General features: G+C 69.6%; 21 protein-coding genes and 1 tRNA gene. 6 read left to right on the forward strand and 16 right to left on the reverse strand.

The features are described from left to right. Nucleotides 1–13: 13 nt before the first annotated feature. The 3 genes from ACFVUT_RS07070 to ACFVUT_RS07080 all read right to left on the reverse strand — a co-directional run bounded on the left by ACFVUT_RS07070 (nucleotide 14) and on the right by ACFVUT_RS07080 (nucleotide 5439). Nucleotides 14–2167: a sel1 repeat family protein gene (locus ACFVUT_RS07070; protein ID WP_389644094.1), complete on the reverse strand. Its 2154-nt coding sequence runs from the start codon at nucleotides 2165–2167 to the stop codon at nucleotides 14–16. Between the two features lie 215 nt (nucleotides 2168–2382). Next, nucleotides 2383–2456: transfer RNA gene (locus tag ACFVUT_RS07075), tRNA-Met, on the reverse strand. Nucleotides 2457–2508: 52 nt separating this feature from the next. Further along, on the reverse strand, nucleotides 2509–5439 hold the full coding sequence (locus ACFVUT_RS07080) for a UPF0182 family protein (protein WP_389644812.1): 2931 nt from the start codon (nucleotides 5437–5439) through the stop codon (nucleotides 2509–2511). A gap of 128 nt (nucleotides 5440–5567) precedes the next feature. Here ACFVUT_RS07080 and ACFVUT_RS07085 point away from each other — a divergent pair, with 128 nt between their 5' ends. Next, nucleotides 5568–6134, forward strand: coding sequence for a PPA1309 family protein (locus ACFVUT_RS07085; protein WP_389644091.1), 567 nt, complete (start codon nucleotides 5568–5570; stop codon nucleotides 6132–6134). Between the two features lie 30 nt (nucleotides 6135–6164). Here ACFVUT_RS07085 and ACFVUT_RS07090 read toward each other — a convergent pair whose 3' ends face one another. From ACFVUT_RS07090 to ACFVUT_RS07105, 4 genes are all read right to left on the reverse strand, one after another. Continuing rightward, nucleotides 6165–7253, reverse strand: coding sequence for a PDZ domain-containing protein (locus ACFVUT_RS07090; protein WP_389644088.1), 1089 nt, complete (start codon nucleotides 7251–7253; stop codon nucleotides 6165–6167). 191 nt (nucleotides 7254–7444) lie between these two features. Next, entirely contained in the window at nucleotides 7445–7615 is a 171-nt protein-coding gene (locus tag ACFVUT_RS07095; RefSeq protein WP_389644085.1) for a hypothetical protein, read from the reverse strand. Nucleotides 7616–7743: 128 nt separating this feature from the next. Continuing rightward, complete coding sequence (locus tag ACFVUT_RS07100) at nucleotides 7744–8205, reverse strand: molybdenum cofactor biosynthesis protein MoaE (protein ID WP_389644082.1); 462 nt, start codon at nucleotides 8203–8205, stop codon at nucleotides 7744–7746. A 175-nt stretch (nucleotides 8206–8380) separates the two neighbouring features. Continuing rightward, nucleotides 8381–9523 (reverse strand): SDR family oxidoreductase, encoded by a 1143-nt coding sequence (locus ACFVUT_RS07105; RefSeq protein ID WP_389644079.1) that lies wholly within the window; start codon nucleotides 9521–9523, stop codon nucleotides 8381–8383. 191 nt (nucleotides 9524–9714) lie between these two features. On the opposite strand from ACFVUT_RS07105, the gene ACFVUT_RS07110 reads away from it, so the two are divergent. Together ACFVUT_RS07110 and ACFVUT_RS07115 are read left to right on the forward strand one after the other, a co-directional pair. Next, nucleotides 9715–11163, forward strand: a complete 1449-nt coding sequence (locus ACFVUT_RS07110; protein WP_389644076.1) for a zinc-dependent metalloprotease — start codon at nucleotides 9715–9717, stop codon at nucleotides 11161–11163. Further along, complete coding sequence (locus ACFVUT_RS07115) at nucleotides 11160–11705, forward strand: NUDIX hydrolase (RefSeq protein WP_389644073.1); 546 nt, start codon at nucleotides 11160–11162, stop codon at nucleotides 11703–11705. The genes ACFVUT_RS07110 and ACFVUT_RS07115 overlap by 4 nt, the downstream gene beginning before the upstream one ends. A gap of 93 nt (nucleotides 11706–11798) precedes the next feature. On the opposite strand, the gene ACFVUT_RS07120 is transcribed toward ACFVUT_RS07115, so the two are convergent. The 4 genes from ACFVUT_RS07120 to ACFVUT_RS07135 all read right to left on the reverse strand — a co-directional run bounded on the left by ACFVUT_RS07120 (nucleotide 11799) and on the right by ACFVUT_RS07135 (nucleotide 15651). Continuing rightward, on the reverse strand, nucleotides 11799–12554 hold the full coding sequence (locus ACFVUT_RS07120; protein WP_389644070.1) for an AIM24 family protein: 756 nt from the start codon (nucleotides 12552–12554) through the stop codon (nucleotides 11799–11801). A gap of 18 nt (nucleotides 12555–12572) precedes the next feature. After that, nucleotides 12573–13253, reverse strand: coding sequence for an AIM24 family protein (locus tag ACFVUT_RS07125; protein ID WP_389644067.1), 681 nt, complete (start codon nucleotides 13251–13253; stop codon nucleotides 12573–12575). A gap of 11 nt (nucleotides 13254–13264) precedes the next feature. Next, complete coding sequence (locus ACFVUT_RS07130; protein ID WP_389644064.1) at nucleotides 13265–14920, reverse strand: TerD family protein; 1656 nt, start codon at nucleotides 14918–14920, stop codon at nucleotides 13265–13267. Nucleotides 14921–15027: 107 nt separating this feature from the next. Then, a complete protein-coding gene (locus tag ACFVUT_RS07135) occupies nucleotides 15028–15651 on the reverse strand; it encodes a M48 family metallopeptidase (RefSeq protein WP_389644061.1) in 624 nt (207 codons plus the stop codon). 217 nt (nucleotides 15652–15868) lie between these two features. Between ACFVUT_RS07135 and ACFVUT_RS07140 the strand changes: the two genes are divergently transcribed. Both ACFVUT_RS07140 and ACFVUT_RS07145 read left to right on the forward strand, forming a co-directional pair. Then, the gene (locus tag ACFVUT_RS07140; RefSeq protein WP_389644058.1) at nucleotides 15869–17014 is read left to right on the forward strand and encodes a ThiF family adenylyltransferase; all 1146 of its coding nucleotides are present in this window, start codon (nucleotides 15869–15871) and stop codon (nucleotides 17012–17014) included. Nucleotides 17015–17055: 41 nt separating this feature from the next. Further along, nucleotides 17056–18450 carry an ABC1 kinase family protein gene (locus ACFVUT_RS07145; RefSeq protein WP_389644055.1) on the forward strand — a complete coding sequence of 465 codons (1395 nt, stop codon included), beginning with the start codon at nucleotides 17056–17058 and terminating at the stop codon, nucleotides 18448–18450. Between the two features lie 282 nt (nucleotides 18451–18732). Here ACFVUT_RS07145 and ACFVUT_RS07150 read toward each other — a convergent pair whose 3' ends face one another. From ACFVUT_RS07150 to ACFVUT_RS07170, 5 genes are all read right to left on the reverse strand, one after another. Next, on the reverse strand, nucleotides 18733–18948 hold the full coding sequence (locus ACFVUT_RS07150) for a hypothetical protein (protein ID WP_389644052.1): 216 nt from the start codon (nucleotides 18946–18948) through the stop codon (nucleotides 18733–18735). A 217-nt stretch (nucleotides 18949–19165) separates the two neighbouring features. Beyond that, complete coding sequence (locus tag ACFVUT_RS07155; RefSeq protein WP_389644049.1) at nucleotides 19166–19489, reverse strand: hypothetical protein; 324 nt, start codon at nucleotides 19487–19489, stop codon at nucleotides 19166–19168. A 32-nt stretch (nucleotides 19490–19521) separates the two neighbouring features. After that, the gene (locus ACFVUT_RS07160; RefSeq protein ID WP_389644047.1) at nucleotides 19522–19890 is read right to left on the reverse strand and encodes a WhiB family transcriptional regulator; all 369 of its coding nucleotides are present in this window, start codon (nucleotides 19888–19890) and stop codon (nucleotides 19522–19524) included. Between the two features lie 173 nt (nucleotides 19891–20063). Continuing rightward, nucleotides 20064–20396 carry a hypothetical protein gene (locus ACFVUT_RS07165; RefSeq protein WP_389644043.1) on the reverse strand — a complete coding sequence of 111 codons (333 nt, stop codon included), beginning with the start codon at nucleotides 20394–20396 and terminating at the stop codon, nucleotides 20064–20066. 165 nt (nucleotides 20397–20561) lie between these two features. Beyond that, nucleotides 20562–22754 (reverse strand): ATP-dependent DNA helicase UvrD2, encoded by a 2193-nt coding sequence (locus ACFVUT_RS07170; RefSeq protein WP_389644040.1) that lies wholly within the window; start codon nucleotides 22752–22754, stop codon nucleotides 20562–20564. Nucleotides 22755–23145: 391 nt separating this feature from the next. Between ACFVUT_RS07170 and ACFVUT_RS07175 the strand changes: the two genes are divergently transcribed. Further along, nucleotides 23146–23400 carry a mycoredoxin gene (locus tag ACFVUT_RS07175; protein WP_389644037.1) on the forward strand — a complete coding sequence of 85 codons (255 nt, stop codon included), beginning with the start codon at nucleotides 23146–23148 and terminating at the stop codon, nucleotides 23398–23400. The last annotated feature ends 64 nt before the right edge of the window (nucleotides 23401–23464 follow it).

The raw sequence follows: 23464 nt of genomic DNA on the forward strand, positions 1-23464 counted from the left end.
TCGCGTGCTCGCCCTATGCGGTGAGTTCCTGGTGCAGGGCCTCACGCAGCCGGGCGGCCCGCTCGGCGACCTCGGCCGGGCCCAGCTCGACCGCGCGTGCGCACCACCGCTGCCCCTCGGTGAGCTCCCCGCGGCGCGCGGCCAGCAGGGCAAGACGCAGGGCGGCCCGGCCGTGACCGTCGTTCGCCGCTCGACTCCACCACAGCGCGGCCTCGCGCTCGCTGCCCTCGCGGGCCAGCAGCAGCCCGAGGTTGAAGGCGCCGTTGCGGCTGCCGGACTCGGCGGCCTCGCGATACCAGCGGGCCGCGCTGTCCACATCGCCACGGGCCGCCGCGAGCATGCCCACCCGCACCTGAGCGCGGCGGTGCCCCTGCTCGGCAGCCCGCTCGTACCACTCCTCGCACTCGGTCTTCTCCGGCATCGGCTCGCCGAGCGCGGGAGGTCCGGGCGGCGGCTGCCGCGAGTCGAGCACCCCGGCCAGCCGGAAGGCGGCCTCGGCGCTGCCGCCGCCCGCCGCGCACCGCAGGTGGCGCTCGGCCTCCTGCTCCTCGCCCTGGTGCAGCAGAGCCATGCCCACCTGGAGCGCGGCCTCGGTGTGGCCCGCCGCCGCGGCCCGCTCGTACCAGACCAGAGCCGCACGCTCCTCGCCGCGTCCGGCGTACAGGATGCCGAGATTGAAGGCCGCGTCGACACTGCCCGCTTCGGCCGCCTTGGAGAACCAGGGCTCGGCACCGGTCGCGTCGTCCGCCTGGAGCAGGAGCACGGCCAGTGCGTTGGCGGCCTCCCGGTGACCCGCGTACGCGGCGCGGCGGTACCACTGCTCAGCTTGCGGCGTACGGTCCTGGGCCGCGCAGAGCAATCCGAGGTTGTAGGCGCCGTTGACGTCGCCCGCGTCCATGGCGGCGCGGTACCAGCGCTCGGCGGTCTGCTGCTCGCCACGGGCGGCGTGCAGGGCGCCGAGCGCGTTGGCGGCGTTGCCGTCGCCGTCCTGGGCGGCACGCAGCCACCACACGGCGGCGCTCTCCTCGTCGCCCGCGTCACGCAGCAGGAACCCGAGTGCACAGGCAGCCCGCGCCTCGCCCGCCTTCGCCGAGATGAGGTACCAGCGGCCGGCCTCCTTGGACTCGCCCCGCTGTTCGAGGATGGCGCCGAGGTGCAGGGCGGCATGGCGGTGGCCGCGCGCGGCAGCCTGTCGGTACCACTGCTCGGCCTCGCGCACGCGCCCGGTCGCCGTACCGCTCACGGGGCCGTCGCCCTTGTGTCCCCCGGACCGGACAGCGGCGCCCGGACGATCGGCCGCACCTGTGCCGTGGCCGGGCCCGGGCGCCAGGCCGGGGCGACCGAAGGCGTCGTGCGGATCCCCTGCGGCGTTGCGGTCCAGCATGCGGGCCAGGCGGTACGCGGCCTCGCGGTGCCCCTGCTCGGCGGCGGCACGCAGCCAGCGCTCGGCTCCGACGTCGCTGCGGTGTTCCAGCAGGTCGGCGAGGGCGTACGCGCCGAGCGCATGACCCTGCTCGGCGGACTGCCGCAGCCAGTACTCGGCGCCGGGCTCGTCGCCGCGCTCGCGGTAGTGACGGCCGAGGGCGTGTGCGGCGGCGGCCGAACCTGCGACGGCCGCGATACGCCACCAGCCGGCCGCGTCGTCGGTGTATCCGCGCTGGTGGAGAAGGACACCCAGGTTGTTGGCCGCGGCCCGGTCGCCGTCGGCGGTGGCGGCGCGCAGATAGGGTTCGGCGCCGTTCAGATCGCCGCGGCGCAGCAGCAGGGCGCCGAGGACGCTCATGGACGTGGTGTCCCCGGCGTCGGCGGCGCGGCGATGGCGCGCCTCGCTCTCGGCGCTCTCCGGGCTCTCGGCAGGGTCGATGGCCCCGGCGCCCGCAGCCCCGGCTCCCCGGCCGGCTCCGTCGGCCACGGAGCTCTCCGCACCCTCTGCACTCTCGACGGTCGCAGCACACCCCGCAGTCTCGGCAGTCTCGGTCGTCCCGGTGGTCTCGGCCGTCCCGGTCATCCCGGTGGTCTCGGCCGTTCCGCTGGTCTCAGTGGTCTCGCTGTTCTCTACGACGGCAGCAGCAAAAGCCTCATTCGTCACGCTATCCGCCCGATGAACGCGACACTGCACAAACCGCCCTGTCTCCAACAGAGTTGCCCTGTCCCCCATAAATACCATCGTCGCACCGCCTACGACCCGCGTACATCCGGTATATCGCGGCCGGTGAGGTCACTTCAGCGTTTTGTCGACATGCCCACAGGGAGATAAGTCAAACACGCCCAGGGCTCAACGCGTGCCCCGCGAACCGCCCCTTCACACTCATCGCACAAGAAACTCGTCACAACACGATGAAGGCCCGGATCCTCGAAAGGATCCGGGCCTTCATCTTTCAGTAGCGGGGACAGGATTTGAACCTGCGACCTCTGGGTTATGAGCCCAGCGAGCTACCGAGCTGCTCCACCCCGCGTCGTTGTGTGGAAACCGTACCACGACGCGGGGGTGAGCCTTTACCGGGTTACTCAACCACCGCCGTCGGCATTGGATGCTTTGTCGGCTTTATCTGAACTACCCGCGTTATTGGCGCTACCCGACGCGGGCTGGGCCGCCGCCGCGCGCCGCAACGCGTCCTGCAGATCCGCCTGAGCCTTGCCGTAGGCGCTCCAGTCCTGCTTCTTCAGGGCTGCCTCGCCTTCCGCATAGGCCTTCTGCGCATCCGCGATCGCCTTCTTCAGCGCCGCGTCGCCGGTGGCCGGCGGCTGTGTGGTCTCGCCGGGTGGGGTCGTCTCCGTGGGCGGCTCGGTGGTGCCCGAGTCCGTCACACCGAAGACCGAGTTGAGCGCCTCCCCGAGACTGTTCTCGAAGACCGTCTTCGACCCGTACGAGGCGGCGACCTTGCGCAGCAGCGGATAGTTCTGTGTGCCACCGCGCGTGTACACCGGCTCGATGTAGAGGAAGCCCCCTTCGAGCGGCACGGTCAGAAGGTTGCCGTACTCGATGTCGGAGTCGGTTCCCTTGAGGTTCCTCACGAACTCGGCTACATCGTCGTTGCCGTTGAGCTCGCTCTGTACCTGTCCGGGGCCCTTCACCGTGGTGGTGACTCTCAACAGTCTTATCGTGCCGTAGTCCTTGCTGGCCGCGTCCGCGTCCACCGCCATGAACGCCCCCAGGTCGGGCCGCCCCTTCGGAGTGAACGTCGTCGTCAGCGAGAACTTCTGGGCCGTCTGGTCCGGCATCTTTATGCTCAGGTAGTACGGCGGGACGGCGCCGGACTCCTTGTTGGTCGGGTCGTCCGGGACCTGCCACGCGTCGCTGCCGCTGTAGAACTGGGCGGGGTTGGTGACGTGGTAGCGGGTGAGCAGTTCGCGCTGCACCTTGAACAGGTCCTGCGGATACCTCAGGTGGTCCATCAGGTCCTGCGGGATGTCGGCACGCGGCTCCACCGTCCCCGGGAAGGCCTTGCGCCAGGTCTTGAGGACCGGGTCCTCGGTGTCCCACTCGTACAGCTTGACCTTGCCGTCGTACGCGTCGACGGTGGCCTTCACCGAGTTGCGGATGTAGTTGACCTGGTTCTGCTGGGCGACGACCGCGCGCTGGTTGGTGGTCAGCGAGTCGGCCGTGGTGTCACCGAGCGTCGTACGGGAGGCGTACGGGTATCCGTTGGTGGTGGTGTACGCGTCGACGACCCACTGTATGCGGTGGTTCACCACGGCCGGGTAGGCGTCGCCGTCGATGGTCAGCCATGGGGCGACCGCCTCGACGCGCTCCTTGGGCGTGCGGTTGTAGAGAATCCGCGAGCCCTCACCGATGGCCCCCGAGTAGAGGATCTGCGGCTCACTGAACGCCACGGCGTACGCGGCGCGGTTGAAGGCGTTGGCGAGACTGACCCCGCTGTCGCCCTGGTAGCTGGTGGTCTTCTCACCGTCCTCCTCGTAGTCGAGCTCCTTCTGGGGCCCGCCGACGATGGAGTACTGCTCGGTCTTCTCGCCGTAGTAGATCTGCTGCTCGTACGTGCCCAGCTCGCCCGTGGTGGGCAGGCCGGACTCGGTGAAGTCCGGGGAACCCTTCGGGTTCTTGCCGGTCGTCGTGCCCCGGGCCGCGATGGCGCCGTAGCCGTGGGTGTAGGTGAAGTGGTCGTTGATCCAGTTGCGCTTGGGGATGCCGTCGAGGTTGAGCTCGCGCAGGCCGATGACCGTGTCCTGGTCCTTGCCCGAGGCGTCCTTGTAGCGGTCGACGTCCAACGTCTTGGGGAACTGGTAGTAGTTCCTCTTCTGCTGGAGCTGCTGGAAGGCCGGGGAGACGACGTTGGGGTCCATCACGCGGTAACTGGCGGCATCATCCGCGCTCGCACGCAGTTTGGCGTCGTCGGTCGTCGTGCTCTTGCCCGAGTAGTCGTCGACCTTCGCGTCGTCGATGTCGTACGCGTCACGCGTCGCTTCGATGTTCTTCCTGATGAACGGCGCTTCCTTGGCCTGCTCGTTCGGCTGGACCTGGAACTTCTGCACGATGGCCGGGTACAGCCCACCGATCAGGATCGCCGAGAGCACCATCAGACCGAAGCCGATCACCGGAAGCTGCCAGGTACGGCGCCAGAGCGTCGCGAAGAAGAGCACGGCGCAGATCGCGGCGATGCAGAACAGGATGGTCTTCGCCGGAAGGTAGGCGTTGGCGTCGACGTACCGCAGACCGGTCCAGTTGTCCGTGGCCTTGAAGTCGCTGGACTTCACGGCCAGGCCGTACCGGTCCAGCCAGTACGCCACGGCCTTCAGCGAGACGAAGACACCGATCAGCACCGACAGATGACCGGTGGCCGCACCGGTCGCCCGCGCGCCGGGGCTGGTGATCCGCAGCCCGCCGTACAGGTAGTGGGTCAGCGCGGCGGCGATCAGCGACAGCACCGTGGCCGCGAAACCGAAGCCCAGCAGGAAGCGGTACCACGGCAGGTCGAAGGCGTAGAAGGACACGTCGAGATGGAACTGGGGGTCCTTCTGCCCGAACGCCACGCCGTTCACGTACATCAGCCAGGTACGCCACTGGCCGGAGGCGGATGCTCCGGCGATCAGTCCGACGAGCGCGGTGATCGCGAGCAGCACCCACTTCTTGTACGGGGCGAGGCTCATCCGGTAGCGGTCCAGGCTCTGCTGTTCCAACGACATCGCACTCAGCGGCGGCCGGAGCCGGTGCGCGAGCCAGATGTTCAGGCCGACGGCGATCGCCATCAGCAGCCCGAAGACGAGGAACAGCCCGATCTTGGTCCACAGGGTGGTGGTGAAGACGGATGAATACGCGACCGACCTGTACCAGAGCCAGTCTGTCCAGAACCCGGCGAACATGACGAACGCCATGGCGAGAACCGCCAGGACGCCCAGTGTCATGAGCAGGGTACGGGCACGCCGGGACGGGCGGCCGACTCTGATCCGTGGCCCGGTCGGGCCTCCGCCGCGGTCCGGCATCTGGAAAGCCAACGTGCGCACCTCGAAGTTCGCGGGTCGTGTGGAGCGGGCCCAGCGATCGTAGAGCCCACCTATGCAACTTACTGAGGCTTTACCTAGTTCCCGTTTCCGGGGCGGAAGGAGGCAGGATGTTGGCCATGCCCAACGTTTCCCCCTCAGGCCCCCCGATGGCCGCGAGCCCCCTCACCGTCGCCGTGCTCGAAATCGACGAGTACATCTCCGGCCTCGGCTGGGACCAGCCGGCCCGGCTCTTCGCCCTCGTCGACACCGCCCGGTTGCGGGCCCAGGAGCCCGGCCTCGCCACCCAGCTCGGTCTCGACAGCTCCGACACGACCGCCCCACTCACCCCCGTCGAGCAGGAGGAGCTGCCGCCGGGCACCGCCCTGGACGAGTTCCTCGCCACGATCGCCTGGCCCGACGCGGTGATCGGTTGCGCGATGACGGTGGAACGGCTGATGCTGCCGCCGTCCGCCGAGTCCTCCGTGCCGGAGGGGCTCAGCGATGACCAGCTGACCAAGTGGGTCGCGAAGCACCCAAAGCGCCAGGAGGTGCGGATGACCGTGGCCGTCCTCCGGGACGGTACGCGCGAATCGGCCGTACGGCTGCGGGAGAAGGACTCCCCGAGCGAGGTGCGGACCGGCGCGGGCCTGGTGCCCGGTCTGGCCGACGCACTGGCCGCGACCTTCGAGGTCTGACCCCGCCGCGCCCCTCGCCGAGGGGCGCGGTCAGCCTGCCGAGCAGCTGGGCAGACCGGCCGTGTCCCCCGCCCGGATCTTCTCCAGCGACTTCTTCGCGTCGTCGATCGTCTTGACCTTCACCAGCGTGAGACCGCTCGGGGTGTCGGAGGCGGCGGCCTTGCAGTTGTCCTGCGGCGTGAGGAAGTACCGGGCGCCCGCGTCGCGCGCGCCGACCAGCTTCATGTTGATGCCACCGATCGGGCCGACCTTGCCCTGGTCGTCGATGGTGCCGGTCCCGGCGATGAACTTGCCGCCCGTGAGCCCGCTCGGCGTCAGCTTGTCGATGATGCCCAGGGAGAACATCAGGCCGGCGCTCGGACCGCCGACGTCGGCGAGCTTGATGTCGATCCGGAACGGGAACGTGTGGTCCGTCCCCGCCTGGATGCCGACGATCGCCCGGTTCTCCTTGGGAGCCTTCGTCGTGGTGATGACGATCTTCCGGCCGCCCTCGGGCTCCTTGCCGGCCTTCTCGGCCGCCTGTGCCGTCTTCGCCGGGATGATCGTGAACGTGACCTTCTCGCCGGGCTTGTGGCGGGTGACGAGCTTCGCGACGTCCTCGGGCTGCTTGACCGCGGTGCCGTCGACCTGCTTGATCACATCGCCGGCGTGCAGCGTGCCCTGGGCCGGGCTGTCCTTGACGACCGTGGAGACCACGACGCGCGACGACACCGGAATGCCCAGCTCGGTCAGGGCGGCGACCTTGGCGCTCTCCTGGGACTGGCTGAACTCCTCGGCGTTCTCCTGCGTCGACTGCTGCTCGGTCTTGCCGTCGGGATAGAGCGTGTCGTGCGGCACGATCACGCTGTCGTGGGCCAGCCAGCCGTAGACGGCTTCGACGAGGTTCATGTTGTAGTCGGCGCCGGTCACCCTGACCGTGGTCATGTTCAGGTGGCCGGACGTCGGATACGTCTTGTGTCCGGCGATCTGCAGGACCGGTTCGCCGTCGACCTTGCCGAGCGTGTTCACGGTGGGCCCGGGAGACATTTCCGAATACGGCACTTTGATCAGCACGCCTGCGCAGAGCAGCGCGATGAGGATCAGCGTGGAGGCGAGCATCGTCGCGGTGCGGCGTGGCATGGAACGACAGTACGGGAAGCGCCTGTCAGTGCACCGTCGGGGCCGGTCCGTACGGGCACGGAAACGAGGCGGGCGGAGCTGTTCCAGGCGTCGAAGGAAGCGGCCGATCCGTACGGCGCGAGGACCCGCCGGGAAGAAGCCGGCCACCGCAACCACTGTGCGGATTGGCGACTGCGTACGTTCGGCAGAGGTCAGACAACATCGGAACCGGAGTGCGATTTCTCCATCGCCTCACGGAATCGGGCATACCCCGCGAGCTCCGATACATCGCCGGTCGTGCGATTACGGGTGGCCCAGCTACCCCATATCGCAGCGCCGAGCGCAGCGAAAACCGGAATCAGCAACCAGGCGAGTGCCGCCATGACGACCTCCCTACCCCATGAGCGACCGCAACTGACCGATCAGCAGATTAACCGTCTGCAGGACCAACGCTCACGGCAGGGGTGCGGTTACGCAAATCGGGGCGCACAACCACCCGATCGGCTTGCGCTCAGCAGGCCCCGACCCACCCCTCGGTGCCGTCCGAGAAACGCTGGTTCTTCCAGATCGGAACCTCGTGCTTGAGATCGTCGATCAGCCTGCGGCACGCTTCGAACGCCTCGGCGCGGTGCGGACAGGCGACGGCGACGACCACGGCGAGGTCACCCACTCGGAGGTCACCCACTCGGTGGACGGCGGCCAGCGCCCGGACCGGGAAGTCAGCAGCGACCTTCTCGGCGACCCGGCGCAACGCGTCCTGCGCGGAGGGGTGGCACGAGTACCCGAGCGCGCCGACGTCCTGTCCTTCGTCATGGTTGCGCACCGTGCCCACGAAGAGCGCCGTGCCGCCCGCGGCGTCGTCCCCGACCGCCCGGAAGACCTCGTCGACCGACAGCGGCGTGTCGCGGATGGCCAGCAGTCGGACGGGGTCGGTTGCCGCCCGCTCGCCGGGGTGGTCATGCGTGGGAGCCATGGGTTCATCGTGCCGCACCGCACGGACGTCGCGGAACAGCGGTTCCACCGGCGGACCGTCCCTGACCGCGGAGCCTCCTGCGGACGCCCCGCAGCTCCCGGGCCTGTCGGCTCCGCGCCGCCCACAGCACCGCCGAGGACTGCCGTCGCCGCCCGGAGGCGGTTCCACGGCAGTCCTAGAGCCGACGGCGGGCCTTGCGGGCGCGGCGGACCAGCGCGGCGGTGCCGAGCAACGCCACGGTCGCACCGGCGGCACCCGCCGCCGTGGCGTCCTTGCGGCCGAGGCGGCGTCCGGCGACGGTGTGCCGGCCCTCGACCTCTTCGAGGAGCGCGGCGAGCACCTCCTCGTTGGTCCAGCTCGGCCGCCAGCCCGCGTCGTGCAGCCGGCTCACGCTGACCACCCAGGGGTGCATCGTGTACGCCAGATCTCCCGCCGGGGACGGGGTGAGGCCGATCCGGTGCAGCCGGGCGGCTGCGCCGAGTGCCACGGCGGAAGGCAGTTCCATCCGGCGGATGCCGCTGAGCTCCTCGACCTCCTCCTGTTCCAGCCAGCCGTCGCAGCCGACCGCGAACTCGCCGTCGATCTTCTCCAGCGCGGCGCACTCCAGGGCCGTGACCAGGTCGTCGACGTGGCAGAACTGCCAGGTGGGGTGCGATCCGGCAACGACCAGAAGACGCGGCGACTCGAAGTAGCGGGTCAGCGCCGTGTCCGTACCGCCGACCAGGACGGTGGGCCGGACCACGGTCACATTGAGTCCGGGGTGGGCGCGGGGCGCGCGCCGGCCGAGGCGTTCGATCTCCAGGAGATCCCCGACGCCGGTGGCCTCGGCCGTGGCACGCAGCTCGGCGTCCTCGGCGAGCGGGATGTCGTTGTCGGGCAGCGCTCCGTAGACCATCGCCGAGGTGCACAGCACGACCCGGTGGACCCCGACGGCCGCGGCGGCCGTCAGCACCGTCTGGGTTCCGCGCACGTTGTAGGCGGTGCGGGCCGCGGGGTCGGTCTCCAGGTCGAGGTCGACCGCCAGATGCACGACGACATCGGCGCCGCGCAGCTTCTCCGCGATGGCGGGATCACGTACGTCGAGGATGTGCCAGGTCGCCTCGGAGACCTCTCCGCGGCGTTCATCGATGGCGATGACCTGCTTGATCTCCTCGGATGCCGCGAGGCGTGCGGTGAGCAGCGCACCGACGCCCCCCGCGGCTCCGGTGACCGCGACGACGGGGCCACGGCTCCGGGAGCGGCTCTTCGCGGGCTTTTTCTCGGTCGAGGGGTCGGACAGGTTTCGCGCTGCGCGAACCTGAGGATCTGGGGAACTCACCGGGCGTCTCCAGCGGTTGTCTTCAGTACGTACCCGAATGACGCGTACGTACCAGGTGGCGTCCATCCTGCCGCAGGCCGGGAGCCGGCGGAGCACTGAGGCCCCAAGGGGCTTTTGGTGTCTACGCTGGATGGTGATGTCGGGCAGTCGCCGTCGGTTCGATCCGGCGGCCCTACGAGCCGAGGAAACCCGTGAGTGACACCCCATTCGGATTCGGCCTTCCGCCGGAGGAGCCGGAGAACGGCGACGAGGGCAAGAAGAAGGACCCCACCGGAGGTGGGCAGGGTTCCGGCGGGCCGGCCAACCCGTTCGGCTTCGGGCCCGGAGCGGGCGGGGACAACCCGTTCGCGGCGATGTTCGGCTCGATGAACCCCAATGACCTCGGTGCGGCCTTCCAGCAGCTCGGCCAGATGCTGAGCTACGAGGGCGGTCCCGTGAACTGGGACATGGCCAAGCAGATCGCCCGCCAGACGGTCTCGCAGGGCACGCCGGACGGCTCCAAGGACGCGAGCGTCGGCCCGTCGGAGCGGTCCGCGGTCGACGAGGCGCTGCGGCTTGCCGACCTCTGGCTGGACGGGGTGACGTCATTGCCCTCCGGCTCGGTCTCCACCGTGGCGTGGAGCCGTGCGGAGTGGGTCGAGGCGTCGCTCCCCGCCTGGCAGAAGCTGGTCGACCCGGTGGCCGAGCGCGTCGGTCTCGCCATGGGCGACGTGCTTCCCGCGGAGATGCAGGCGATGGCGGGCCCGCTGATCGGCATGATGCGGTCGATGGGCGGCGCGATGTTCGGCCAGCAGATCGGGCAGGCCGTCGGTGTGCTGGCGGGCGAGGTGGTCGGTTCGACCGACATCGGGCTGCCGCTGGGCCCGGCGGGCAAGGCCGCGCTCCTTCCGCTGAACGTGGAGAGGTTCGGCAAGGACCTCAGCGTGCCGCAGGACGAGGTACGGCTGTATCTCGCGCTGCGCGAGGCCGCCCACCAGCGGCTCTTCGCCCATGTTCCGTGGCTGCGCTCACACCTGTTCGGCGCCGTCGAAGGGTACGCGCGCGGTATCAAGGTCGACACCAGCAAGCTGGAGGACGTGGTCGGTCAGTTCGATCCGTCGCAGCCCGAGCAGTTGCAGGAGGCCCTTCAGCAGGGCATGTTCCAGCCGGAGGACACTCCGGAGCAGAAGGCGGCTCTGGCCAGGCTGGAGACGGCGCTCGCGCTGGTCGAGGGCTGGGTGGACGCGGTGGTGCATGAGGCCGCGAAGTCCCGCCTGACCTCGGCGGACGCACTGCGCGAGACCATGCGCAGGCGCCGTGCCTCGGGCGGCCCCGCCGAGCAGACGTTCGCCACGCTCATCGGCCTTCAGCTGCGTCCGCGACGGCTGCGTGACGCCTCGCGCCTGTGGGCCTCTCTCACGGACGCCCGCGGTCTCGACGGGCGCGACGCCCTGTGGGCGCACCCCGACATGCTGCCGACGGCACACGACCTGGACGATCCGGACGGCTTTGTGCACCACGAGCAGCTGGACTTCTCCGAGCTGGACAAGATGCTCGGCGAGGCCGCGAAGGGTCCGCAGAAGCCCGAGGCCGATACCGGCGAGGCGGACTCCGAAGGAACCGACCCGAAGAGCGACGGCAAGGGCGACAGCGACCAGTGAGCCTGTACGACGACGCCGTTCTCGTGCTGAAAAGCTACGAGCCGGGGGATCCGGCCCAGGAGGAGCTGCGCCAGGTCTATCTGGACCATCTGGCCCGGCATCCCGACGCCATGTGGAAGGCGTGCGGAGCCGGGCATCTGACGGCCAGCGCACTGGTCATCGATCCGGATCGCGGCCGGGTTCTGCTCACCCTGCACCGCAAGCTGCGGATGTGGCTCCAGATGGGCGGCCACTGCGAGCCTCAGGACACCGCGCTGGCGGCGGCGGCGCTTCGTGAGGCCACCGAGGAGTCCGGCATCAGCGGCCTGACACTGCTCGCGGGCGGACCGGTGACGCTGGACCGCCATCCGATCCCCGCACCGTGTCACTGGCATCTGGACGTGCAGTACGCGGCGCTGGCGCCGTCGGGGGCGACGGCGCAGATCAGCGACGAGTCGCTGGACCTGCGCTGGTTCACGTACGACGAGGTCGCGACGGTGGCCGACGCCTCCGTCGTAAGGCTGCTGACAGGCGTCCGAGCCGTTCTGGAGCAGCGCGCGTAAGCGCGATACGCGGCACGGGTGAGGGGCGGTCTCCAGAGAGACCGCCCCTTACTTACCGCCCGTTACTTCTGGTCCGTCGCGGTGCGCCGCTGCTCAGTTCCAGGCGTTGTTCTGGTTCTGGCCGTGGGCCCCCTGCTGGCCCATTCCGTACTGCGCCCGGATGCCCTGACCGATCTCGTGGTTCTGCGGAGGCAGCACCTCGCTCGGCTGGACCAGGGCGAAGCCCTGGCCGAGGAAGCTGAGTTCCCAGCCCTCGCCGGTGCTGCCACGGCGTCGCCAGACGCCCGAGGAATGCGTCTGGGCCTGCATCTGCACACGCAGCGAACTGGACCAGGCGACGATCGCGTCCGCGTCGGCGTTGACGTACTTGTCGGGCGTGACCTGCATCATCAGCGGCCGGCCCGAGGTCATCAGGGCGACCTTGCCGGTGCCGGAGATGTTGAGCTGGTACTTTCCGGTGCCCGAGATGCCGTACTGGCTGTCCACGGCGATGACCTCGGTGTGCAGCGAGGAGTCGAGCGCCAGGACGTAGGCGCTGTCCACCGTCATGCCGTCGTGGTCGACGTCCACGACATGGATGTACTGCGCGAGGTTGGCGAAGTAGACGGTGCCCTGCCCGGAGCAGCGCATCAGTTCGAGACCTTCGCCGGTGCTCGCGCGGGCGCGATGCTGGGCGTGCGACTGGTACTCGCCGTCGAACTCCATCAGTCCCTGGTACGCGACCATGGCGCCCTTGCGGGCGAGGACATCGTCCTGACCGGTCAGTGAGACCCGCAGAAGCTGCGGGTTCTGGACGGCGTACCGGTCCGAGGTCTGCTGTTCCGTGTAGTTGAAAAGCGGACTCTGCATGGTGTGTTCTCCTCCCCCTCAGTTCCGGACCCGCAGGCGGTCGGTACTGTCCTCGCTCGGCTGTACGACGACGATGCCCTGCCCGGAGAAGGCCATCTGATAGGCCTCACCGCTGCCCCGTCCGATGAGCGAGCCTGCCTTGAAGCTGCGCTTTCCCTTCACCTTGAGGTTCGGGGACCACGCCACGAGGGCGTCCGGGTCGACGTAGGTCTCGTCCTCGCCGCGTCCGCAGTCGACGACGATCGGTGTGCCGCGTGAGGTGATGGCGACCCAGCCGGTACCGGAGATGCAGACGTTCCACAGGCCCTGGCCGGCGAACTTGGCAAGGCCCTTGACCCGCTCCACGCCCCAGGTGAGATGGCCGTCGAAGGCGAGGACATTGGTGCCGTTGACCGAGAGGGAGTCGTTGTTGAGGTTGATGACGACCACGTCGGCGCCGTAGTCGGCGAGGTAGAGCAGCCCGTCGCCGGAGCACTTCATGATCGGTGTGCTCTCGCCGGTGATCCACTGGGAGGCGATCTGACGGACGGCGGGCGGGTTCGGTTCGTACTGGATGAAGCCCTCGTAGGCGACCATCGATCCGGTGCGTGCGTAGAGGTCCTGCCCGGTGGCCATGGCGACCTTGAGCATCGTGCTGCCGTGGTTCTCCATGCGGGCCGTGACGGGGGTCGGGGCGTATCCCGCGAGTTGCTGGTTCATGACGGGCTCCCTCAGACCTCGTAGGGCTGAACGACGATGAAGTTGCCGGGGGCACCCCGGAACTGAAGGTTCACGGTCTCTCCGCTGTGTCCCGGGTAGGCGTTGCGGCGCAGCCGGACCTGGCTGGAGATGATCACCTGGGAGGCGGACGACCAGGCGACGACGGCATTGCAGTCGGCGAAGGTCGTCGGCGTCACGGGCAGGACGATGGGTACACCGTGGGTCTTGACGACGACCGTGCCGGTGCCCTGGAACTGCATGGTGAACAGGGCACCACCGGGGATGCCGTGCCCGTCGATCCTGCGGACCTCGTACTGCAGCGTCTCGTCGAAAGCGAGGACGTTCTCCGCCGAGACACAGATGCCGTCGCCCTGTAGCTCGATGGCGTGCAGATGGGAGCTCTCCTCGGCGAAGAAGACCTGCCCACGGCCGGTACAGCGCATCAGCTGCATCTCCTGGCCGGTGGCGTTGCCGACGAGGCGGCCCGCGAAACCCGCACCCTTGTAGCTGAAGTCGACCTTGCCCTGGTACATCACCATGCTGCCCTGGCGGGCGAGTACGGGCATGCCTCCCATAGTGAGGTCGACCCGCATGAGCTGCTGGTTCTGCGGGGTCCAACGCTGTCCGGTGGCCGTCTCCTTGTACTTCTGGAGCGCGGCCTGGAGACCGGCGCCGGCCTGCGGCACACCTTGCGGAACCCCTTGGGGCACGCCGGGCGACTGCTGACCATACGGAGCCGGGGCCTGCTGACCGTACGGAGCTGCGGCCTGCTGGCTGTACGGGGCTGCGGGCTGCTGGCCGTACGGAGCGGCGGGCGGCTGGCCGGGGATCTGGCCGAACTGCGGCTGCTGGGGCGGTTGGTTCGGCTGCCCGTACGGAGCCGGTGCGGGGGCGGGCGGCGGGACCGTGGCACCGTGCGGAGCCAGCGGGGCTGCCATCGTCGGTGCGGCATGCATCTGCTGCTGCGGCGTGGGAGCCGGAGCGGCCGGACCGCCGAAGGAGGGCGCCGGCGGCGGGACGTGGGGCGCCTGCGGCGCGGCCGGGGTGCCGAAGGAGGGGGCGGGAGCCGGTGCGGACGCCTGGCCGGGCGGGGCGAACGACGGGGCGGCGGCCTGCGGCTGAGGTGCTGCGGGCTCCTCCTCGGCGACCTCGCCGCCGAAGTTCTTCAGCAGCGCCTCAAGGCCGCCGTCGAAGCCCTGGCCCACGGCGGCGAAGCGCCAGACGTCCTTCAGGTAGAAGTCGCCCAGCATCACCGCACGCTCGGTGGTGAACTCCGAACCGGTGAAGGCGTACCTGACGACTTCCTCGCCGCCCGCGACGATCCGGATGTAGCCGGGTCCGACCTGGGACATCTGCCCGGCGCCGTCGACCGTCGCCGTGAACGACAGCTTGTGGATGTGCGTCGGAATGCGGTCCAGGGTGACGCGGAACGACTCGGTGTCACCAGCCTGGGCGCCGAGTAGCTGAATCGACTCCTCGGGCGATTTAGGCTGATTGAAGAAGATGAAATAGCGGTCGTCGGAGAGCTGTTCATTGGCATCGAGGCCGAAGCAGCTGATGTCAAAGGTGAGTCCCGGACCGGCGATCTGCACGCCTACGTACAGGTCCGTCCCCGGCGTGAGATCGCTGATCTTGGCCTTGTGGCCGCGTTGGAATTCCCTGGCCATGCGTAACGACCGTCCCCCATCCCGAATGTGTATGCGTCGCGTCAGGCTAACCGCAAACTCCGGCATTGGGCCAAGTCGGTACACACCCGGTACAGAACCGCCGAGCGTCACTCACCACGGGCCGCGGGCAGATGCGGCAGCCGGTCGGCCGCCACCACGCCCTCCAGGTACCCGCGGGCCCGCTCGGTGCGGGGATACGCCTCCAGCAGCCTCCAGAAACGGGGTCCGTGGCCGGGGACGAGCAGATGGGCCAGTTCATGAACCAGCACGTAGTCGACGACGTACTCGGGCATGCCCTGCAACCGGTGTGACAGCCGGATACTGCCCTCCGCCGGGGTGCAGGAACCCCATCGGGTGTTCTGATTGGTCACCCACCGCACCGACGCGGGCCTGGCACGGCCCGCGAGGTACTGGGCGGACAACCGCTCGGCCCGCTCGGCGAGTTCGCCGTCGCCGAGGATGCGTTTGCTCTCCTGGGCGGCGAGCTTGTCGAGCATCACATTCACCCAGCGCCGTTCCTCGGTCGCGGACATCCGGGCGGGGATGAGCACGATGGTGCGGTCCCCTTCCCGGTACGCCGAGACCGTTCTGCTGCGGCGGGAACTCCTGCGGACCTCGACCGCGCTCGTCGCCGAGGCGCGGGGCGGACGCTCTGCCGCGCTGCGCTGGGGGGTTCCGGCACTGCGCACGGGAGTCTCCCCGGCATATCCGGGTGACGGGTCGGCGGGCACACCCCGACGTTACCCGGTGCCAGTGGAGGAAGTCCCGCCTCCGGGACGGTTCGCTGCCGATCCGCTTCGCCGCGCACCATTTGAACGACTAATACCGCGTACCTGTGGATAACTTTCTGCACGTTTCGGCGCCGGCCTGCATTCTGACGAAGGATCTCGCGGGATCCGGGCCACAGCCCACACACAGAAATCAGGGAACACGGACCGGGGGAAGACCATGTATCCGATGTTGAAGCCCGCACTGCGCCGCGCCTGGCGTGGCCGGGGCACCGTGCAATTCGGGGTGACCCCCGCGCATGCGGTGAAGCTGGGTCCGATGGATATCGCCACGGGCTGCTTCCTCGAACTGCTCGACGGCACGCGCGGCCTGCCGATGCTGCGCGAGGAGGGCCGCGCCCTGGATCTGTCGGGTGGTCAAGTGGACACGCTCGTCGACCTTTTGACGGATGCGGGCCTGGTCGACGATGTGCGGGCTGCCGGACCGGAGACCGATGCGTTGCGCGACCGGCCCGGGGTGCTGGAGCGGCACCGCCCCGACCTGGCGTCGCTCTCCGTCGTCCATCCCGAGCCGGGCGGCGGGATGCGGCGGCTGGCGGCCCGCCGGGCGATGCGGGTCCAGGTGCGGGGGGCCGGCCGGGTCGGTGCGGCGATCGCGGCGGTGCTGTCCGGGTCGGGGGTGGGCCGGGTGGAGGTTCTGGACGGCGGGTGCGCCGAGCCGTGCGACGTATCGCCCGGAGGGCTCCCCCCGACAGCCGTCGGCGAGCGCAGAGACACCGCTGCCCGGCAGTTGGTGCGCAGATCCGCCTCGGGGCCGGCTCCCCGGGGGCCGGAGGCGGCGGGATCCCCGGCGGGCGGTGAGCCGGGACTGTCGCTGGTTGTGGTCGCCCCTCGCGACGGCCTCGCCGTGTACGCCCCCGACCCGCGTCCGGCAGAGCCGTGGATCGCTTCGGGAACCCCCCATCTCTATGCCGGAGTACTGGAGGCGACGGGTGTGGTCGGGCCCCTGGTCCTGCCCGGGGGTACGGCGTGCGCGGGGTGTCTGGCGCTGGGGCGCGCGGACCGCGACGAGCAGTGGCCCAGGATGCTCGCTCAGTGGCAGTCGGGGCGGCGCACCGCCGTGCAGGCATGTGACCTGGGGCTGGCGACAGCGGTGGCCGGTTTGGCGGCCGCCCACGCACTGTCCTTCCTGGACGGGGACCTTCCGGCCAGTACGGGGACGCGCTGGGAGGCGGCACTGCCGCTGTTGGACTGGCGGTCCGAGCGGATCGGGGCTCACCTCGGCTGTTCATGCGGAGCGGCTGGGCACACTGTGAGGGAGCGTGCCTCCGGGGTCGAAGCGGCACACGACACAATGGCCGGGTAACCGCCGCACGCGGTACGGCAGTCTGGGATTTGGAGGGGCTCATGTCTGATCTTCCCCGGAAGGCGGTCACCCGTACCGCCAAGCTGGCCGCCCTGCCACTGGGTTTCGCCGGCCGTGCCACGTGGGGTCTGGGCAAGCGGATCGGCGGAAAGTCCGCGGAGCTGGTCGCCCGGGAGGTCCAGCAGCGCACCGCGGACCAGCTCTTCAAGGTCCTGGGCGAATTGAAGGGCGGGGCGATGAAGCTGGGGCAGGCCCTGTCCGTCTTCGAGTCGGCGCTGCCCGAGGAGGTCGCCGGACCGTACAGAGCGGCGCTCACCAAACTGCAGGAAGCCGCCCCGCCCCTGCCCAGCGGCACGGTGCACGCGGTGCTGGCGGAACGGCTCGGCGAGGAGTGGCGGGAGCTGTTCCTCGAATTCGAGGACAGGCCGTCGGCCGCCGCGTCGATCGGTCAGGTGCACCGGGCGGTGTGGCACGACGGGCGGGACGTCGCGGTGAAGGTGCAGTATCCGGGCGCCGGGGAGGCGCTGCTCTCGGATCTGGCCCAACTCAGCAGGTTCGCCCGGCTGCTCGGCCCGCTGATTCCCGGAATGGACATCAAGCCGCTCATCACGGAGCTGCGCGACCGGGTCTCGGAGGAACTGGACTACGAGCAGGAGGCACGGTCGCAGCGGGACCACGCCGAGGAGTTCGCCGCCGACCCGGATGTCGTGATCCCCGGTGTGGTGCACCAGTCGGACCAGGTGCTGGTGACGGAGTGGATGGACGGTGTTCCGCTGGCCGACGTGATCGCGGAGGGCACGCCGGAACAGCGGGACCGGGCCGGTCAGCTTCTGGCGCGCTTTCTCTTCTCGGGCCCGGCGCGCACCGGGCTGCTGCACGCGGACCCCCATCCGGGCAATTTCCGGCTGCTGCCCCCGGACGATGAGGCCGGCGAGGCCGGTCAGTGGCGGCTCGGAGTCCTTGACTTCGGCACAGTGGACCGGCTGCCGGGTGGTCTGCCGCACCCCATCGGGGACTCCTTGCGGCTGACGCTGGCAGGTGACGCGGACGCGGTGTACGAGTTGCTGCGCGCGGAGGGCTTCGTCAAGGAGTCGATCGACCTCGACCCGGACGCTGTGCTCGACTATCTCCTCCCGATCATCGAACCGGCGCAGGTGGAGGAGTTCACCTTCACCCGGGGTTGGATGCGCAATCAGGCGGCGCGGATCGCGGACCCCCGCTCGCCCGCCCACCAACTGGGCAAGCGACTGAATCTGCCGCCTGCCTATCTGCTGATACACCGGGTGACGCTGAGCACGATCGGAGTGCTGTGCCAACTGGGGGCGACGGTCCGGCTCCGCGACGAACTCGAATCCTGGGTGCCGGGGTTCCTGGCGGTGCATGAGCAGGAGTCCCCGGTGCAGGAGTTGGCGGGTGAGGCTGCTGCAGGCGCGTAGGCCGGTTCCCGACCCCAGCACCGGGACCGGGTCGCAGATCAGGCCCCCGCACCGGCACCGGCACCGGGGCGTCGATCAGGCCCCGGCACCGGTCACGGGCGTCACTCGCGACCACCGGCACTGGTCACGGGGCGTCACTCGCAACCCGGGTGCCCGGCACGCGTTCTCGCTCACGCCCGGGGCGCGGCACCCCGGGGCGCATGTCCTGCGCTCCTGCGCGCCAGGCCCACGTCCTGCGCGGCCGTGTCCCGGGGCCGCCGTGTCCCGTCGTCGCCCCGGCTGTCACCACCGGGCTGAGTCGAGACGGCTCTCGATCGCCCTGATGTGGGTGCGGGCGCACCCTCCGCAGAAGTACCGGCGTCGGCCGTTCTCCACAGAGCAGATCCAGGTCGGCGGTGCGTTCTCGCTGTCGGCGGGGGTACGGCACAGGGCGCAGAGGACCACGGAGGTGTCCCCCTGCGCGGGTTGCGAAATCCGGTGATGAGTCTCCTCGTCCACCTCGTGACGATAACTCCGCCGCGGCTGGGCCGCACGGCAACCACACAGCACGACCGCGCAGCACGACCGACCGCGCAGCACGACCGCGGGGGCCGGCCCGTTCGGACCGGCCCCCGCGGAAGGGGTACTGACTATCGGTACTGACTGCTGCCGGGCGGAGCGGTTGCCCGGCAGCGGATGTTGCTGGTGTTCGGCCTGGCAGGCGCCGGGAGGGGCACTAGTGCATGACGGCCATGGCCAGCGCTCGGCGGGCGCGCATCGAGGCGCGCTCCGCCCTGCGCTGCATCCGACGCGAGGCGACCAGGCGCACGGCCTGGCGTTGCGTGTCGGCCTCCCTCAGGCGGTCGTGCATATGGGCACGCGCCATGGCTTCTGGGATGAGTTGCATCTCGCGGGTCCTGTTCTGACGCGAGTCGTTCGCGCCGATGATCGTGACGTTCGGTGTTGCGGAGCCGACGGGCTCATTCGTGGGGACGGACATGGGTGCCTGATTTCGGGGATCGTGGGTGTGGGGGCGGTCGATGGTTCCGATGCGTTTCATGGGTGTGGGGGCCGTGACCCCCAGTCCGGCGGTCACGCCGCGACCGGGTTCTTGCGCGGACGGCCACGCGGCCGCTTGCGGGCAACGACAACGCCCTGGATGAAGAGCTCACCGCCCCAGACGCCCCACGGCTCGCGACGCTCCTTGGCCCCGGCGAGGCAGGCCTGGACGAGCGGGCAGGTGCGACAGAGGGACTTGGCGTACTCGACATCGGCCGGCGACTCCGCGAAGAAGACCTCCGGGTCGTAGGAACGGCAGGGGACGGGCACGCCGAGGTTCTCGATGGCGTCGTCGAGCGCGGTGAGCGCGGTGAGGGGGATCAAGGTGGAGTCCTCCGTGGGGCCGGGCGGCGGGATCGTTTCGGAAGGCGGTACGGACGGGGCGTGCGTTTCGAGTTGCACGGTGGGTGGTGTCCTCGTCTGGTCGTTCCGGTCTGTTGACCGGGGGGCGGCTGGTACCGGGTGCTGCTTGTCCCGAGGCTCCTTCGCGCTGTCTCGTCCGTTTGGACAAAACAAAAGGGCCGCGGATCCCGAGTGGGGTTCCGCGGCCCTGAAGGCGCCGGCCTGATGCTGAATCAGGCTGGATGACTCCAGGGTTCAGGCCCACGGAAGGCCCACATCGTGTGATGCATCGTCTGCTTCTTGGTGCCGAATTCCGCTCCTGCACCGACGGCCGCGAAGGCATAGGCCTGGGCCTGTCCCTTCACTACTGCTGCTGCCGGTGCCTGGGTCGGTCGCTCATTGCGCTCCCGCACGGGGAGACCTGACAGGGACAGCGGGCTGACGGCGGAAATGCCGGACAGACCGGTGCCACGCAGCGAGGCCGCCGAAGAGCGGGCGAGGCCGAGCGAGCAGGCGGAGACGACCGAAAGATCGGTCATTTTGTTGGTCTTGATGATGCTGATCACTTCAATCGCCTCCTCTCGGCGTCTCGGGCGGACCGGTGGATCGGTCCTGCCTATTCGGATAAGTACAGCACAGGACCAGGGCTTCAGAGAAGTCGCTGTTCCCGTGGTTAAGAACCTATGGTGATGACTGGGGCGGGCGCAAACTATTTTTCCGACGAGTTTTTCTCACATCTCGTCAACGGCGTCACCGAGCTCGTCCCCCACCGTCTCACCTGCGCACATGGCGAGGACCGCGGTCCCGAACCGGTCCAGCTTCCGCGTGCCGACCCCGGAGATCATCGCCAGTTCGCCCGCGCTGCCGGGCACCGCCTCCGCGATGGCCATCAGCGTCTTGTCGGTGAACACGCAGTACGCGGGCTGGCCGATCTCCTTCGCCCGGGCCGCCCGCCAGTCGCGCAGCCGCTCGTACAGCGCCTCGTCCATGTCGGAGGGACAGTCGTCGCAGCGCATCAGCTTCATCTCGCCCGCGTCGGTGAGGGTCTTGCCGCAGACCCGGCACCGGGCAGGCCCGCGACGGCCGCGCTTGGCGACCGGCCCCGGACCCCGTTCGACACCGCCGCCTCCGGCCGCGCCGCGCGTGCCGACAGCCGCCGAGCCGGGACGCAGTCCGTTCAGGAACCGGCTCGGGCGTCGTCCGGCACGGCCACCGGGTGAGCGGGACAGCGACCATGACAAGGACAGATGGAAGCGCGCCCGGGTGGTGCCGACGTACAGCAGCCGACGCTCCTCCTCGATCTGCTCGTCGGTCTTGGCGTAGGTGATCGGCATCATGCCCTCGGTCAGCCCGACCAGGAACACGGCATCCCACTCCAGGCCCTTCGCCGAGTGCAGCGAGGCGAGTGTGACCCCCTGGACCGTGGGGGCGTGCTGGGCGGCTGCGCGCTCGTCGAGCTCCGCCACCAGATCCGAGAGCGTCGCCCCCGGCCTGGCCCGCTCGAAGTCCTCGGCGAGCCTGACCAGTGCGGCCAGCGACTCCCAGCGGTCGCGCACCGCGCCGGAACCCGCGGGCGGTTCGGTGGTCCACCCCTTGGTCGAAAGCACCGCGCGCACCTCCGCAGGCAGCCCCTCCGCGTCGTCGAGCAAGGAGTCGTTGTCCCCCGCGCGGGCCGCGCCGCGCAGGGCGACGCCCGCCTCCCGCACCTCCGCGCGCTCGAAGAAGCGCTCCGCGCCCCGCAGCTGGTACGGCACCCCCGCGTCCGCGAGGGCCTGCTCGTAGACCTCGGACTGGGAGTTGACCCGGTAAAGCACGGCGATCTCACCTGCCGGGACGCCCGCGGCGATCAGATCGCGGATGCGGCGGGCGGTGCCCTCGGCCTCCGCGGGCTCGTCCGCGTATTCCGTGTAGCCGGGCTCGGGGCCCGGCTCGCGCTGGGAGACGAGTTCCAGCCGGTGTTCGGCGGCGCGGCCACGGGCTTGGCTGAGCAGCCCGTTGGCCAGATGAACGACCTGAGGGGTGGAGCGGTAGTCCCGGACCAGCTTGACCACCGTCGCGTGGGGATGACGGGTGCGGAAGTTCAGCAGATGGTCGGGGGTGGCTCCGGTGAAGGAGTAGATCGTCTGGCTGGCGTCACCGACGACGCACAGGGTCTCCCTGTCGCCGAGCCAGAGATCGAGCAGCCGCTGCTGGAGCGGGCTGACGTCCTGGTACTCGTCGACGACGAAGTGCTGGTACTGGCGGCGGACATGGTCGGCGATGTCATGGCGGTCCTGAAGAATGGCGACGGTGAGAAGCAGCACGTCCTCGAAGTCGATCACCGAGCGGTCGCGCTTCAGCTGCTCGTACATCCCGTAGATCTGGGCGATCTCGGCCGGATCGCGCGGGGCGTCGCGCTGCGTCTTGGCGACCACGGCCGGATAGTCGGCAGGCACGGTCTGGGTGACCTTGGACCACTCGATCTCACTGGTGACGTCGCGCAGCTCGGTGCGGTCGAGCCGGATGCCGCAGCGAGCCGCGGCCTCGGCAACCAGCTGGACCTTGCGCTCCAGCAGCCGGGGCAGCTCGCCACCGACCGCTCTCGGCCAGAAGTACTGGAGCTGGCGCAGGGCGGCGGAGTGGAACGTCCGTGCCTGGACCCCGCCGGCGCCGAGCTGGCGCAGCCGCCCCCGCATCTCGCCCGCGGCCCGGTTGGTGAACGTGACGGCAAGCACACTCGCCGGCTGGAGTATCCCGGCGCGCACCCCGTAGGCGATGCGATGGGTGATCGCACGCGTCTTGCCCGTACCGGCTCCGGCCAGGACGCACACCGGGCCGTGCAGGGCCGTCGCGACCTCGCGCTGCTCGGGGTCCAGGCCGTCGAGCACGGCGTCGGCCGACTCGGGAACCTGCGGGAAAAGGGAGGAATGCGTTGCTGCTGTCACCCCGCCATGCTGCCAGGTCGGAAGAGGCGGGCGCGGAGGTTGTCCACAGGGGGACCGCATCTGTCGTACTAATGCGGGGCGACGGCCCGTCGACACAGGAGTGACACCGACCGGACACAGGAGTGACGGCCGGACACGGGAGTGACGGTCGACTGGCGCCTGAGGGACGGCCTACGCCGACACCGGAGAGTCGGGCCCCTGACGCGCGGCGTCAGCGGGGCGCCAGCGGGCCGATGCTGGGGTGGTGCTGGGGTGGTGCCGGGAATGGTGCTCGGCTCACGTACGTTCCTCTTCCGTGCGGTGACGCACTTTCCAGCTTCTCCGCGTGACGGATGAGACTGAGAAGACCGACGGGTCTGACACGACCGAAGAAACAGAGGAGCGCGAGAATATGCCGGGCACTGTGACGATGTACAGCACCACGTGGTGCGGCTACTGCCGTCGGCTCAAGGGCCAGATGGACCGCGAAGGCATCGCGTACAACGAGATCAACATCGAGCAGGACCCGGACTCCGCGGCCTTCGTGGAGAAGGCCAACGGGGGCAACCAGACCGTTCCCACCGTCCTCGTGGTCGGCTCCACGGGTGTCGAGGCCGTCATGACGAACCCGTCCCTGGCCCAGGTGAAGCAGGCGCTCGCAGCCTGACCACACGGTTCCGCGGCGTGGTGACGCCCTCTCCGGTCGCGGCCGGAGAGGGCGTCGCTGTACG

This window comes from Streptomyces sp. NPDC058051 (assembly GCF_042885475.1).
Classification (GTDB): domain Bacteria; phylum Actinomycetota; class Actinomycetes; order Streptomycetales; family Streptomycetaceae; genus Streptomyces.